At 42.7% G+C, this 14,306-nt stretch carries 13 protein-coding genes and 1 tRNA gene; 3 read left to right on the forward strand and 11 right to left on the reverse strand.

Translation table 11 applies throughout. The features are described from left to right. Positions 1-48 precede the first annotated feature (48 nt). From H8744_RS11480 to H8744_RS11490, 3 genes are all read right to left on the reverse strand, one after another. A complete protein-coding gene (locus H8744_RS11480) occupies positions 49-1,089 on the reverse strand; it encodes an endonuclease/exonuclease/phosphatase family protein (RefSeq protein WP_262434958.1) in 1,041 nt (346 codons plus the stop codon). After that, positions 1,082-2,506 (reverse strand): hypothetical protein, encoded by a 1,425-nt coding sequence (locus H8744_RS11485; RefSeq protein WP_262434959.1) that lies wholly within the window; start codon positions 2,504-2,506, stop codon positions 1,082-1,084. The genes H8744_RS11480 and H8744_RS11485 overlap by 8 nt, the downstream gene beginning before the upstream one ends. Before the next feature lie 126 nt (positions 2,507-2,632). Then, positions 2,633-4,093 carry an aminoacyl-histidine dipeptidase gene (locus tag H8744_RS11490; protein WP_262434960.1) on the reverse strand — a complete coding sequence of 487 codons (1,461 nt, stop codon included), beginning with the start codon at positions 4,091-4,093 and terminating at the stop codon, positions 2,633-2,635. 162 nt (positions 4,094-4,255) lie between these two features. Here H8744_RS11490 and H8744_RS11495 point away from each other — a divergent pair, with 162 nt between their 5' ends. Together H8744_RS11495 and H8744_RS11500 are read left to right on the forward strand one after the other, a co-directional pair. Beyond that, a complete protein-coding gene (locus tag H8744_RS11495; RefSeq protein WP_262434961.1) occupies positions 4,256-4,489 on the forward strand; it encodes a hypothetical protein in 234 nt (77 codons plus the stop codon). Between the two features lie 27 nt (positions 4,490-4,516). Further along, positions 4,517-5,128: an OmpH/Skp family outer membrane protein gene (locus H8744_RS11500; RefSeq protein ID WP_262434962.1), complete on the forward strand. Its 612-nt coding sequence runs from the start codon at positions 4,517-4,519 to the stop codon at positions 5,126-5,128. Between the two features lie 290 nt (positions 5,129-5,418). Here H8744_RS11500 and H8744_RS11505 read toward each other — a convergent pair whose 3' ends face one another. Beyond that, on the reverse strand, positions 5,419-5,757 hold the full coding sequence (locus H8744_RS11505) for a hypothetical protein (protein WP_262434963.1): 339 nt from the start codon (positions 5,755-5,757) through the stop codon (positions 5,419-5,421). Then, a complete protein-coding gene (locus tag H8744_RS11510; protein WP_262434964.1) occupies positions 5,757-6,056 on the reverse strand; it encodes an FtsB family cell division protein in 300 nt (99 codons plus the stop codon). The genes H8744_RS11505 and H8744_RS11510 overlap by 1 nt, the downstream gene beginning before the upstream one ends. A gap of 145 nt (positions 6,057-6,201) precedes the next feature. Here H8744_RS11510 and H8744_RS11515 point away from each other — a divergent pair, with 145 nt between their 5' ends. Next, complete coding sequence (locus H8744_RS11515) at positions 6,202-8,019, forward strand: DNA polymerase III subunit gamma/tau (protein WP_262434965.1); 1,818 nt, start codon at positions 6,202-6,204, stop codon at positions 8,017-8,019. 118 nt (positions 8,020-8,137) lie between these two features. Here the strand turns inward: H8744_RS11515 and H8744_RS11520 are convergent, their stop codons facing one another. The 6 genes from H8744_RS11520 to H8744_RS11545 all read right to left on the reverse strand — a co-directional run bounded on the left by H8744_RS11520 (position 8,138) and on the right by H8744_RS11545 (position 14,280). Further along, the gene (locus H8744_RS11520; RefSeq protein WP_262434966.1) at positions 8,138-8,530 is read right to left on the reverse strand and encodes an A1S_2505 family phage non-structural protein; all 393 of its coding nucleotides are present in this window, start codon (positions 8,528-8,530) and stop codon (positions 8,138-8,140) included. Between the two features lie 238 nt (positions 8,531-8,768). After that, a tRNA-His gene (locus H8744_RS11525) sits at positions 8,769-8,842 on the reverse strand. A gap of 74 nt (positions 8,843-8,916) precedes the next feature. Next, complete coding sequence (locus H8744_RS11530; RefSeq protein WP_305067367.1) at positions 8,917-10,038, reverse strand: CapA family protein; 1,122 nt, start codon at positions 10,036-10,038, stop codon at positions 8,917-8,919. Positions 10,039-10,246: 208 nt separating this feature from the next. Next, entirely contained in the window at positions 10,247-11,128 is an 882-nt protein-coding gene (gene folD, locus H8744_RS11535) for a bifunctional methylenetetrahydrofolate dehydrogenase/methenyltetrahydrofolate cyclohydrolase FolD (protein WP_262434968.1), read from the reverse strand. 436 nt (positions 11,129-11,564) lie between these two features. Beyond that, positions 11,565-12,887 carry a signal recognition particle protein gene (gene ffh, locus H8744_RS11540; protein ID WP_262434969.1) on the reverse strand — a complete coding sequence of 441 codons (1,323 nt, stop codon included), beginning with the start codon at positions 12,885-12,887 and terminating at the stop codon, positions 11,565-11,567. A 70-nt stretch (positions 12,888-12,957) separates the two neighbouring features. Next, positions 12,958-14,280, reverse strand: a complete 1,323-nt coding sequence (locus H8744_RS11545) for an MATE family efflux transporter (RefSeq protein ID WP_262434970.1) — start codon at positions 14,278-14,280, stop codon at positions 12,958-12,960. Positions 14,281-14,306: the final 26 nt, after the last annotated feature.

Consider the following 14,306-nt stretch of genomic DNA (forward strand, 5'->3'; position numbering starts at 1 on the left):
TTTGCTAATAGGCTCGAACTTCATTATAGAAAGTAGAAGCGTTTACAGTTATTTTGTTCTTGTTTCCAAATCCATAAAGACTGGTAAATGATCGCTGTATCCACCTATATATTTCATTCCGTAATAAGTACGGAATGGTTGTAACCCTCCGAATTTGTTATCTTCCGTTAATAAGAAAGGCAGGTGGGCAACATTTGCCTTCTTTTCTGTTGTGTAAAAGTTTGTAGTAGTATCGAGAAGGGTTCCCGAAACGATCAGATGGTCGAGCAAGCCCCATTCCCCCTGATATTTATAGGAACTTCCTTTGTTTTTATTTTCTTTAGCCTTGCGCGCCAACAAGTGATAGAGTTTTAATGGTTTCGGATGATGTGGAGGGGCCGTTGCTTCAAGTATTTGGGTGATGGATTTATTAGTGGGATAATCGTTGAAATCGCCCATGATGATAAGTAGGGGATGTTGGCGGGAGGTCAGGATGCTATCGGCTTCTGCTTTGATCTTCTTGGCCACGAACAAACGGTAAGGTTCGGATTCTTTCGCTCCTCCTGACCGGGAGGGGAGGTGGACTACAAAGATGTCGAGGGTGTCACCTGTGACAATGAGTCCGCTGGTATGGAGAATATCTCTGGTCGGTCTACTTTCCGTAGTGAAAATGCCTACAGGGATGGAACGGTAGGACAGTAGTTTGAATTGGTTCCGCTGATAGAGTAACGCCACGTCGATCCCTCGTTCATCGGGAGAATCAGTCATTACATAGCGGTAACCGTGTTCTTTCAAAGGAGAATAATGAACAAGATCGCGCATGACACTGTCATTTTCAACTTCACAGAGTCCAACTAAAGCGGGAGGTGTCCATTCTCCTACGGCAGTAATGACACGGGCTATGTTTTCCAGCTTCTTTTTGTACCGGAGATATGTCCAGTGTCGGTGTGACTGAGGGAGGAACTCGTAATCGTTTTTGAGAGAATCATGGTGAGTGTCGAACAGATTTTCCACATTCCAACTCATGACACGGAAGGGAATCTCTTCCTGTGCTTTTAGTCCGGGAAAGAATAGAGATAATAATAGAAATATCGTGATAATTCTATTCATCCTCTTTTTTTATCCACTCATAGCATCCTGCATCGGGTGCTTCGTCATTGAGACGTGATCGGCCTTTCAAATCAAAAGGATAGTTGCGGGAATCTTCATTGTTACCTAAATTGATGGCTTTTGAGAGTGAGTCTAATTGAAAATCATACTTTTGCATCTCACTATCCATCTTTTCGAAATGATCATCCTTTTCCCATATGACATTCATTATTTTGTCATTCTTTTCCTCAACGGAATTGATGAGGCAATAAGAAAAATAATAGTTGAAAGGTATGCTGGAGTCTTTCGAACGACTTCCGCTGATTTCATCTCCGGATGAACCGGCTATAATGCAGTTACGGAAGGCAGCCATAGTAAGTGGGTAGGGAGTTTCTCCCTTTTCGTTCTGAATGGCAAGGGCTACTCCGTTTTTTATGTTCCAACTATAATAATTGGCAACCGTGCAATGCACGAATTCATAATCGCCACCTAATAATTTGATACAATTATTGCCTGCATTGCTGATTTGACAATTCCCGGCAGTGGCTTGGCAATTGGTCATTTCCAGTCCGTTGCCGGATACTTGGTGAATGATGGTATTGTTCAGTGTCAGCTTTTTCCGGTCGATGGCTGCAGAGTCACAGCGAATACCGTAAATTCCTCCATGAATATCTGCAAAGTTTATCGTATTGTCATAACTGGTAGTATGAAAGCGGATTCCGCCCCATTGTCCGGGCAAGCGGTCGTAAGGCAGGTATGAAAACATATTGTCGGTACGGTCACCACGGAATGCTACAGGAGCATCGAGAGTGCCTTCGACTGTGAGCTGTCCGTGAACCTGTAGGCTGGAACTTCCATGGAAATACAGACGTGTACCTGCTGCAATGGTTAGGCGTGCCCCCTCTTTTACAGTCAGACTATCATAAATGACGATAGGCCGTTGGGCACTGATCAAGGTGTCTTGTGTGATTTCTTTGTTTTGCAGGGATAGAAAATCCTGCCCGTAGGCATATAGCTTGACATCTTGCCGGTTGCCGTTCGTTAAAAAAACGATGGAGTCTTTTTTGAAAAAAGGAATATCGCTGTTTGCCGGACGTATGGTTGCTTCTATAAAAATGAATAAGCTGTCCTTACCTCGTATTTCGATATTGGAGAAATTACTGCCTTTCATTCCGTCCACATTGATGCGAAAACCGGAATTGGAGCCGTCGGCGAGTGTGATAGATGAGATGACGAGTGATTCTTTATTACGGTTGTATACTTTTAACTGTCGAGTTGATGTACCGATACCTGTCAGTATCGTGTCCAATCGTAAAGTGTCGTTTGAGAAGGCCAGTTTGAGTGAAGAATTGGTTGAAAAGTCATCATTATTGCAGGCTACAATGAACGTTAAACTTACAAATAAACAAAGAAGGATGTATAATGGATTTCTTTTCATACCTTAATATAGTGATTAAAAAAAACAGGAGGTTATGTCAAAAGTCACCGCTTATTTTCTATTATTAGATACGGAATTTATTTTTGGCACAGCCTTCTGTTTATTAACGACAAACCTTTTGGTTTATTATTTCTTTTCCGGGATATTTGCCAGTACGTCAAGCAAGTGTCGCCAGAATTTATCAACGGTGGGAATCAGCATCCTTTCGTCCGGAGAGTGTACACCGATCAGTGTAGGTCCGAAGGAGATCATATCCAGTGTAGGATATTTATCGAGGAATAATCCACATTCCAATCCGGCATGAATAGCTTTTACTTTGGCATCGACACCAAATAAGCGTTTGTAGGAAGCGGCTGCTACTTCTAGGATGGCAGAATGAGGGTTAGGTTTCCATCCCGGGTAACCATCACCGGAAGTGACCTTTGCACCTGCCAATAGGAATGCAGATCGTACCGTGTTAGCCATGTCGTCACGGGCGGAAAGGATAGAGCTGCGCTGGCTTGTCTCGATGCGGATCACGTTGCCGGGTTTCATTTTGATGGAAGCCAGGTTGGTGGATGTTTCTACCAATCCCGGAATGTCTTGGCTCATGGCGTATATTCCGTGTGGAACCGCATAGAGTGCTTTCAGTAATCGTGCTGTAGTTTCCTGATCGATGGCTTTGGCGCGTGGAGCTTCCGATTCAAGTATAAGTTTCAGGTCAGGTTCGGTAACGGCAAGTTCGTTCTCTATTTCAGCAGTGAATACGTTCAGGTCGGTGCGTACATCGTGTTTGGCATTTTCGGGAACAGCACAGATAGCATACGCTTCACGAGGAATGGCATTCCGAAGATTACCGCCATTGATTTCGCATAAATACAGGTCGTATTTTGCTACCATCTTGCTGAGGAAGCGATTTAGTATTTTGTTGGCGTTGCCACGTCCTAAATGGATATCACCACCGGAGTGTCCACCTTTAAGACCTTTTACTTCCACTTTAAAGAAGAAATAACCTGCCGGTACGTCTACTTCTTTATAGGTGAATTCGGCCACGGAGTCGATGCCACCGGCACAACCGATGAAAAGCTCCCCTTCGTCTTCCGAATCGAGGTTGAGCAAGATGTCTCCAGTCATGAAGCCTTCTTTCAGGGCGAAAGCACCAGTCAACCCGGTCTCTTCATCAACGGTGAAAAGGCATTCCAGCGGGCCGTGTTCGATGGTATCATCGGCAAGGATGGCAAGCTCGGTAGCAACACCGATGCCGTTGTCGGCACCCAGAGTGGTTCCTTTGGCTTTCATCCATTCGCCTTCTATTTCTGTTTCTATGGGATCTTTGAGGAAATCATGTTCAACATCGTTATTCTTTTCGCATACCATGTCGACGTGCGATTGCAGTACTACGGTTTGCAGATTTTCTTTTCCGGGAGTAGCGGGTTTCTTGATCAGCACGTTTCCGGCTTCGTCTACTTTTGTTTCTAGGTTATGTTTTTCACCGAACGCTTTAAGGTAAGCGATAATTTTTTCTTCCTTCTTTGAAGGACGCGGTACCTGGCATATTTCAGCGAAATACTTGAAAACACCAGCCGGTTTTAGTTCTTGTTTTTCCATTCTTTTTTCTTTTTATTTGAGTGAATGATTCAAAATTAACCTCTCATTGCTAAATATGGTTAAAACGATTGAGGATTCTAAACTTGTTTCTCTTTTTTTAAATGAAAAAGAGTGGCTGAGTCCATACAAAAGTCTATATTTGCACCCACAAAATTAATAGAAATGCTTTATACATTACTCTTTACTTTGTTAATAGTTGCTATTTGTCTCGTATTATTGGGGCTTAAAGTGTTCTTCGTGAAGGGAGGAAAATTTCCGAACGGACATGTAAGTGGTAATAAGGCATTGAGAGATAAAGGCATTAATTGTGTCCAGTCCCAGGATCGGGAAGCACAGAAAAAATCACCTTCTTCCATTGGTAAAGTCGATAAGACCTTAGACGATAATATGAACTAATTAATTAAAAACTATATTTTACAAGTTATGAAGAGAATAAATTGCCTCGTTAACGGTTTTGCTGCACTCGCGCTTATCGTTTTATTTTCACAATGCGCCGGTAAAGCTGACACGAGAACTACAACGGCTTCCGGAGAAGTTACAGCCGCAACTCCTTCCGGTGAACTGAAAATTGCATATGTTGAAGTAGACACTTTGCTTTCAAAATACAATTTCTGTGTAGATTTGAATGAGGCCATGCTGAAAAAGGAGGAAAATATCCGTTTGACATTAAACCAGAAAGCTGCTGCTCTTGATAAAGACCAGAAAGAATTTCAGAAGAAATATGAGAATAATGCTTTCATCTCTCCCGAAAGAGCCCAACAGGAATACAATCGCTTGATGAAGATGCAACAAGATCTTCAGGCATTGCAGAATAAACTGTCCAATGAACTGGCAGCCGAAAATGCAAAGAACAGTCTGCAATTGCGCGACTCTATCAATGTTTTCTTAAAAGAATACAATAAGACAAGAGGCTATAGCCTGATACTCAGTAATACTGGTTTTGACAATCTGCTTTATGCTGACAGCACTTTCAATATCACTCAGGAGATTATCGATGGTTTGAATGCAAGATATACTTCTGCAGCTAAGAAATAATACTATTTAACCTTTAGCATAAACAATAATGGCAACTCCACCACGGAGTTGCCATTATTGTTTATGGGGAATTTGTATTTTAGCTTATATAGGGATAACAATATTACTTTGAATACTGCTAACATTGGTTGACCAATGAAAAGGCTCCGATTCTAAATGATAGCAATATTAAAAACACTTTGCAGTGGAAATGTAGAATCTCCTACTTGAAAACAAAGGAAGAGAAAGAAGATGTCAAATTTTCCTCTTTTTATTAATTACTCACAATGTTTGCGGATAATTTGTGTGATTTATTTCTCTTTTGCTTCTTCCTGTTGAATACGAAAGGCTGTGTATAGTTCTAGGATAGCGGCAATTGTCAGACAGGCAATCCAATCGTTACCATGGGTGAAGAACATGAAAGCACCGGTGAGTACCAGTGCCAAGGCTCCGAAGATTTGCTGGATACGCAAACGTTTTAATATCTTGCTTTTCCCTTTTACGGGAGTGTTTATTTGGGCAAGAGCTACGAAACCGGCACCTATGGTATATATATAAGGTGCATATTCCCATTTGGTAATATATACCGCTGCCCCGACAAGAACCATCAGGGCACCTACGGTGAAAAGTGCAGGTATAAGTTGCTTCATTATTTATCTTTGAATACGTAAATATCTTCGTTTGGCTTTTTCATTAGGTACTTTTCACGGGCAATCTGCTCTATGGCATCCGGATTGGTACTCAACTCATTGAGTTTTTTGGTGTTCTCCTCATATTCGGCACGGTATTTCTCTATTTCACTTTGCAGGCGGCTGATTTCACGGGCATAGCCAAGACGGCGAATCGCACTGTTCTCATCCAGAAAACCGATGATAGCTGCAAAAAGCAAAATAGTAATCAGATATTTATGCTTTGCTATGAACAACCAGATTGTTAATAATTTGCTCATGATTTCTCTTCTTTTTCCGTGTGCAAAGATAAAACTTATAACTTAAAACTTGCTATTTCTGTTCCAAAACTTATAGAGTATCATCAGTTACTTACGCTTTTTTACGTACCTTTGCCGTAAAAGCAAAAAAGAGAAAGTCTGAAGTATGGAAAATTATATTGTATCTGCCCGTAAATATCGTCCATCCACTTTTGAATCGGTGGTGGGACAACGGGCACTGACCACTACGCTGAAGAATGCCATTGCCACACAGAAACTGGCTCACGCCTATCTGTTTTGCGGACCTCGGGGGGTGGGAAAGACGACTTGCGCACGTATCTTTGCCAAGACAATCAACTGTATGACACCCACAGCGGATGGAGAAGCTTGCAATTCTTGTGAGTCTTGCGTGGCTTTCAATGAACAGCGCTCGTACAATATTCATGAACTGGATGCGGCTTCGAATAATTCGGTAGATGATATTCGACAACTGGTGGAACAGGTACGCATCCCGCCTCAGATAGGTAAATACAAAGTGTATATTATTGATGAGGTACATATGTTGTCAGCTTCGGCTTTTAATGCTTTCCTGAAAACACTGGAAGAACCGCCACGTCATGCCATCTTTATTCTGGCTACGACTGAAAAGCATAAGATACTTCCTACCATTCTGTCACGTTGCCAGATTTATGATTTTAACCGTATCAGTGTAGAAGATACCGTGCAACATTTGGCTTATGTGGCTTCCAAAGAGAGCATTTCTGCCGAACCGGATGCTCTTAATGTGATCGCGTTGAAGGCGGACGGGGGGATGAGAGATGCGCTTTCCATTTTCGATCAGGTGGTGAGTTTCACGGGGGGGAACATAACCTATCAAAGCGTTATTGAAAATCTGAACGTGCTTGATTATGAATATTATTTCCGTCTGACTGACTGTTTTCTTGAAAATAAAGTGAGTGATGCCTTATTGCTATTTAATGATGTGCTGAATAAAGGCTTTGATGGAAATCATTTTATTACAGGACTTTCTTCTCATTTCCGCGACCTGTTGGTAAGTAAAGACGTTGCTACGTTGTCACTGCTTGAAGTAGGTGCGAGCATACGCCAACGTTATCAGGAACAGGCGCAAAAATGTCCGTTGCCTTTTTTATATAAAGCTATGAAGCTTTGCAACGATTGTGATATGAATTATCGTACCAGCAAAAACAAACGTTTGTTGGTGGAGCTGACCTTGATACAAGTTGCGCAACTTACCACCGGGGGGGATGATGTGAGTGGTGGGCGTAGCCCTAAACAAGCTATAAAACCCATATTTACACAACCTGCCGTTGCTCAGCAACCACAGGCTGCTCCTGTTGGAACACAATCGCAACCAGCGGTTAAACCGGTGGCTCAATCGCCTACTGCGCCTGCTTCTCCGGTTCCCGCAGTTGGAGCATCTAACCAGACATCCACTCCTGAGGCGGTATTAAAAGTGCAGTTGAAGGAAGAAAAGAAAATACCGGTGATGAACCGTTCCAGTCTGGGGCTTTCCATCAAGCATCCGCAGAAAGAGACTGGGGCGCAAAATGCTGCTGTTCAGACTACGGTACATACACAAGTGCAACCGGAAGAAGATTACATTTTCAATGAAAAAGATCTGAATTACTATTGGCAGGAATATGCAGGGCAGCTTCCTATAGAACATAAGGCGATTGCCATGCGTATGCAAAATATTCGTCCGGCTCTTCAGAAGGACGATGTCACATTTGAAATACTGGTTGATAATGAAATCATTGCCAAAGAATTTACGGCTATGATTCCCGAAGTGCAGGATTACCTTCGTACGCGGCTGAAAAACCGTAAAGTTAGAATGACTGTTCGTGTAAGCGCACCTGCTGAGAATGTCCGTGCTTACAGCAGGGTAGAGAAGTTTCAAATGATGGCAAAAAAGAATGATGCTTTAATGCAACTAAAAGAAGAATTCGGATTGGAATTGTATTGATTAGAGCTTTGTAAGGATAATGCCAATATACCTGATGCCCCGTTATAATATATGTTAGCATGGTTAACAATATATGTAACGGGGCATCAGGTATATTGAAATTTATATCATAAAAAGACTATTTGGCTTGAATAATTTTCCAAAAATTGCGTGGCAACCATATGTTGGTAACATTCACAGCTGTTGCAAATAGAGGGGCGATTTCTTCGGGTTGGAATCCTGCTATTCCACAACCTATCTCTGTGACAAGATATATGTGTTCCGGATCGTTTTGCGCAACTTTAATAAATTGGTCCACATGAGGACGAATCGTTTCCACTCCACCTTGCATGGTTGGAATGGCATATGTTTGGCCTTGCAATCCTATGCCTTGTCCCCAAATTGCTCCCCATTTGTTCATTGCCAAACGGGCGGCTCCACCACCATGGTATCCTTGAAGGTTGCTACCGAAGACAAATATCTCGTTTGGTTGCAGTTCGGTGATATGATCGGGGGTAATTCGAATATTCATAATTTAACAGGGGGTTAGGTGAAAAATGATATTATTTTGAAGGCTTGCTTAAAGTTTTAGTACCATGTTGCCATATTCTTCTGCTAAAACATTTCTAGAACAAATTAGTGTTACTTGTAAGTTCTAAAGTCTACTTGTAAAGTGGGTCTTAGTGACATATTCTCCAAATATTCCCCGCAAATGCCTTATATACAACAAAAAAGAGGAATATTCTCATCGAATTTCCCCTTTTCTTTTGGGTGGCAGATGGGACTCGAACCCACGACATTCAGAACCACAATCTGACGCTCTAACCAACTGAACTACAGCCACCATGTTTGCGTTTCTCTAACGCGGTGCAAAGATAGATATAAACTTTGAATCTGCAAATATTCTACGAGAAAATTTCAATAAAAAGTGTACTCTTTTATTCCTTTATTGTACTTGCTAAAGAGGGATCGAGTATCATTTATGAAGATTTTCAGATGATTACGTTCAGCGATACTGAGAGAGTCCGATGGGTAGTTGGCAGGGAGCAATCTATGATTTTTTTTTCGGGAGAGGAGAGGGCGGGATGTCCATACCAAGCTATAACCACAGTTAGTGACACGAGTGATACTGTCTTTTTCAAGATCTAGCCTAAAAAGTATTCCACCATCTGTATGGCGGGCGGACATGTTGGAAATGAAATTTCCCAAAGAGTATACAACTGCGTGTCGCTCTCCTGTAATGCTGTCGGTGCGAAGCTCCATGGGTTGTACGACATGTGGATGCGAGCCAATGATATGAGTGACTCCTTGTTCGAGAAGCCAATCAGCCAATGTTGTTTGTTCTTTATTAGGCAGGGAGTGGTATTCATCTCCCCAATGCATGCAAGCTATGATCGCGTCCGGGTGAAGAGTTTTTGCATCTTTGATATCTTGCATTATGATGGCTTTGTCTATATAGTTTACAATGTTTGGATAGGTGACTTTAATGCCGTTGGTTCCATAAGTATAATTTAACAAGGCGATGCGAAAACCGTTCTGTTCTAATAGTAAGGGATATTGTTGCTTGCGGGTGTCGGCATTGATATACGTTCCTGCATGAGGGATGTGTAAAGAATCTAGCATCTGTATGGTTCTTTCCAAACCGTTTTTACCTTTATCAAGGCAATGATTGTTGGCTGTTACCAATACGTTGAATCCTGCGTCACGAATTGCGTAAAGATATTCGTCCGGTGCGCTGAAAGTCGGATAACCTTTGTACGGTTTTCCTCCCAAGGTGACTTCAAGATTGCCTATGGCTATATCGGCTCGGCTTATTTCATCTTTAATTGATTTGAAGTAATCGGAATAGTCATATCCGGAGGGGGTATAGGCTGCATTGATTTGTGCTTGATGTTGCATCAGATCTCCGGCAAATAGCAAGGTGATATGGGCAGGAGAGGGGAGACTGTCTACCGGTAATTGCACGTTAGTCTGCTCCTGTGCTTTACTCATACAGGATAATTGAGTGAAAAAAAGTAAAGTAAGGAGAAACGTCTTCATAATCGTAGAGAGGGAAATAGATTTATTTGGAGATGTCAAAAGTCATCATCTGCTTTTTTAGACACGTATTTCACGGATTACACGGTTCTTAATGAATAAGATCTACAGTTTTTGATTATATGCTTTTTCCACATATTCTACCGTGTAATCCGTGTCTAAAATTTAAATTCCGGTAATGGCTTTTACCCTAGCATGCCTTTTCTGGCTTTTATTTGTAAATGGCTTTCTTACCTGCAAGCAATGTATTCTTCATCAGGGAAACGATAGTCATTGGACCAACTCCCCCGGGTACAGGGGTGATGTACGAGCATTTCGGTGCTACTTCATCGAATTTCACATCACCGGTCAGTTTGAAACCGGATTTCTTGCTTGAATCAGGTACGCGGGTTGTTCCGACATCAATGATCACGGCTCCTTCTTTTACCATTTCCGCTTTCACGAAATTGGGTTGACCGAGTGCGGCAATAATGATATCTGCTTCCTGGCATTCCTTTATCAGGTCACGTGAACGGCTATGGCAGACAGTTACCGTTGCATCGCCCGGATAGGCCTTTTGCATCATTAGTGCAGCCATGGGTTTACCAACGATGTTGCTGCGTCCCAGCACTACGCACTTCTTGCCCGAAGTTTCTATCTTATAGCGTTTCAGCAGTTCGAGGATTCCGTTGGGAGTGGCGGACACATAACAGGGCAATCCGATAGACATGCGTCCTACATTGATCGGATGGAAACCATCCACATCCTTGCGGTAGTCAATTGTTTCGATCACTTTCTGTTCGGATATGTGTTTGGGGAGGGGAAGCTGTACGATAAAACCGTCTACATCGGCATCTTCATTGAGTTCGCGTACTTTAGCAAGCAGTTCCTCTTCTGTTACATCGCTTTCGTAGCGGATGAGTGACGATTTGAAGCCACAGGCTTCGCAGGCTTTTACTTTAGCGGCTACATATGTTTCGCTACCTCCATCGTGCCCTACAAGTATAGCAGCCAGATGAGGACGTTTGCCTCCGTTGGTAACGATTTCTGCCACTTCTGCCGCAATCTCTTGTTTTACTTGTTCGGAAATGGCTTTTCCATCTATAAGGTTCATGTTCGATAGTATTTTGGTGATTGGCAAAAGTAGGATAATTTACCGAACTCTCCAAACTGATGGGGGTGAAAGAAAGAGGCTCGTTTTTGTCAAGAGCAGATTTACGTATTATTAACTGTAGAAGGCTATGGCGGGTTTCGATTCTCTGTTATCGGAACAATATATTCTTGGTCACCGATAAACAATCTCTTCCTCACCGATGAGGAAGAGGTTCGGCACCGAGGAAGAAGCTCTTGATCACCGAGGAACAGCATCTTGGCCACCGGGGAATGCTCTCTTTCTCACCGGGGAATTGCTCCTCTTGCTGTAGGATACTAAAAAAGGAGGTAGCGGGTGGCTATCTCCTTTTATCGTAGTTTAATTTCAATCTATCTTATTATTAACGTTCACAAAGATACAAAATAGAAAAGCGAAAGTCAAGCTTTTGTGCGAAAATTTAGCGTTTAACTTTCGGCATCATTTTGCCCATCTTGCTGCCGGTTACCATCTTCATCATTTTGCGAGTCTGGTCGAACTGTTTGAGCAGGCGGTTTACTTCCTGTATAGTGGTGCCGCTGCCTTTAGCAATGCGCGTACGGCGTGAACCGTTCAGCAATTCGGGATTAGAACGTTCTGCGGGTGTCATTGAGTAGATGATAGCTTCGATGCTTTTGAAAGCATTATCATCGATATCGATATCTTTGATGGCCTTTCCTACACCCGGGATCATGGAAGCAAGTTCCTTGAGGTTACCCATTTTCTTGATTTGAGCAATTTGACTGAGGAAGTCGTTAAAGTCGAACTGATTCTTGGCAATCTTTTTCTGAAGACGCTTCGCTTCTTCTTCATCATACTGCTCTTGCGCACGCTCTACCAACGAAACGATATCACCCATTCCCAAGATACGGTCGGCCATACGTGCAGGGTGGAATTGGTCGATAGCATCTAACTTTTCACCCGTACCTACAAATTTGATAGGTTTGTTGACTACCGAACGGATGGAAAGAGCGGCACCACCACGAGTGTCACCATCGAGTTTGGTAAGTACCACACCGTTGAAATCAAGGCGTTCGTTGAATTCTTTGGCAGTGTTTACAGCATCCTGTCCGGTCATGGAGTCGACAACAAAAAGGATCTCGTTCGGCTCTATGGCTGTCTTGATAGCTGCAATCTCATTCATCATCTCCTCGTCTACGGCCAAACGTCCGGCTGTATCGACGATGACAAGGTCATATCCTTTAGCTTTAGCTTCCTTGATGGCGTTTTGGGCAATCTCCACCGGATTCTTGCTATCCGGTTCGGAATACATAGGGACATTGATCTGTTCTGCCAATACACGCAACTGTTCGATGGCGGCCGGACGGTAAACGTCACAGGCAACAAGCAGCGGTTTGCGATTCTTCTTGGTTTTCAGCATACGTGCCAATTTGCCCGAGAATGTTGTCTTACCCGAACCTTGCAGACCGGACATCAGGATTACTGCTGGACGTGAATCGATATCGATCTCCACCGTTTCACCTCCCATCAAATGGGTTAGTTCATCGTGAACGATCTTCACCATCAGTTGGCTTGGCTTCACGGCTGTAAGTACGTTTTGTCCCAATGCTTTTTCCTTTACTGTGTCAGTAAAGTTTTTCGCAACTTTGTAGTTAACGTCGGCATCCAACAGGGCTTTACGTACGTCCTTCAGTGTCTCTGCTACGTTGATTTCGGTGATTTTACCTTCACCTTTCAGAATCTTAAACGACCTCTCTAGTCTCTCGCTTAAATTATCGAACATGGTATATTAATTACAAATTACTAATTACGAATTACAAATCGGGTTGCAAATGTACGAAAATCTCTCGTATTTATATCTTTTTATTCTGCCATTTTGCTTTTTTGAAGTAAATATAGCTTGTGGTGAGCAGCAACGTATAGTACACGATCTCAATGGTAAAGCACCATTCAATGGGAGCTTTCAACCACATTCCGATGAAAATGATATACGAACCGTAGATGACAATGGTAATCGTTTCGAGTAATAAGGCTGCTTGGGTATTACCGGTACCGGATATTCCGTTGAATACGACGTTGGCAACTGAAGCAATCAGCATGGCACAACAGATGACGTATACCGATGGTACGGATTCGGCAATCAATGTCGGGTCACTTGTATATATGGAAAGCATACCCTGTGGGAAGAGTGCTGTAATGATGACCAGTCCTAACATGATGAAAAAGGAGAAACGGGCTATTTTATTGATAAGCGCCATTACATGTTGGATGCCTCCGGCACCGATGGCATTACTTACCAGGCTGTTAGTGGTGGTTGCCAGTGAGTTTACTGGTATCAACATGACGATATAGATGCTTCGTACAATGTTTGCAATAGCAAGTTCGCGCTGTCCCAATCTTTCGACGGCAACAAAAAATATAAACCAGGTAGCCATCGACAGGAAATACTGCATCATGGTGAAGCAGGATATGCTCAGAATACGCATCAATAATTGAGGGTCGAAGGAACGTAAACGATTCAACCCGTATTTTTTCAAATCTACCGTGATATATGTATATATAAGGAAGAAAAGAATGGAACTGCCTTCTGCAATCACCGAAGCGATGGCAGCACCTTTAATGCCCATTTCGGGCAAGCCGAAATGTCCGAAGATTAGTGCATAGTCCAGTATGACATTCGTTATTGCCATGACTACTGCATTGATAGTAAGTACCTTTGTGCGGGTGATTCCGATATATAATGCACGGAACATGACGTTGACGAATGAGAAGAAGAAACCGTATATACGCCAGTCGAGAAATTCCATTGTGGCATCGAATATGGACTCTGAAGACACGAGCATACGCATGATATTTCCTCCAAAAGCCTTTGTAAAGCCGAAAAGCAGTAATGCCATGACTAGAAGAAACATGACTCCTTGCATCATTACCGGCCCTACGTCTGAATAACGGCCTTCGCCATTACGGCGTGCAATAACTATTTGCGAACCGGTGCTAAAACCGAAAGCAATGGTAAATACGCAAATATAGAAAAGTCCGCCCATGGCCGAACCTCCGAGAGCAACTTCTCCGACATGTCCGAGGAAAGCAGTGTCGGTAACGTTGATGACATTTTGTGCAAGCAAGCTTAAGAGTATCGGATAACTGACACTCCAAATCTGTTTGTTGGTGTACATAAATAAGCGTTTAGTTTTGGAATTTG

This window comes from Jilunia laotingensis (assembly GCF_014385165.1).
In the GTDB taxonomy this organism is placed as follows: domain Bacteria; phylum Bacteroidota; class Bacteroidia; order Bacteroidales; family Bacteroidaceae; genus Bacteroides; species Bacteroides laotingensis.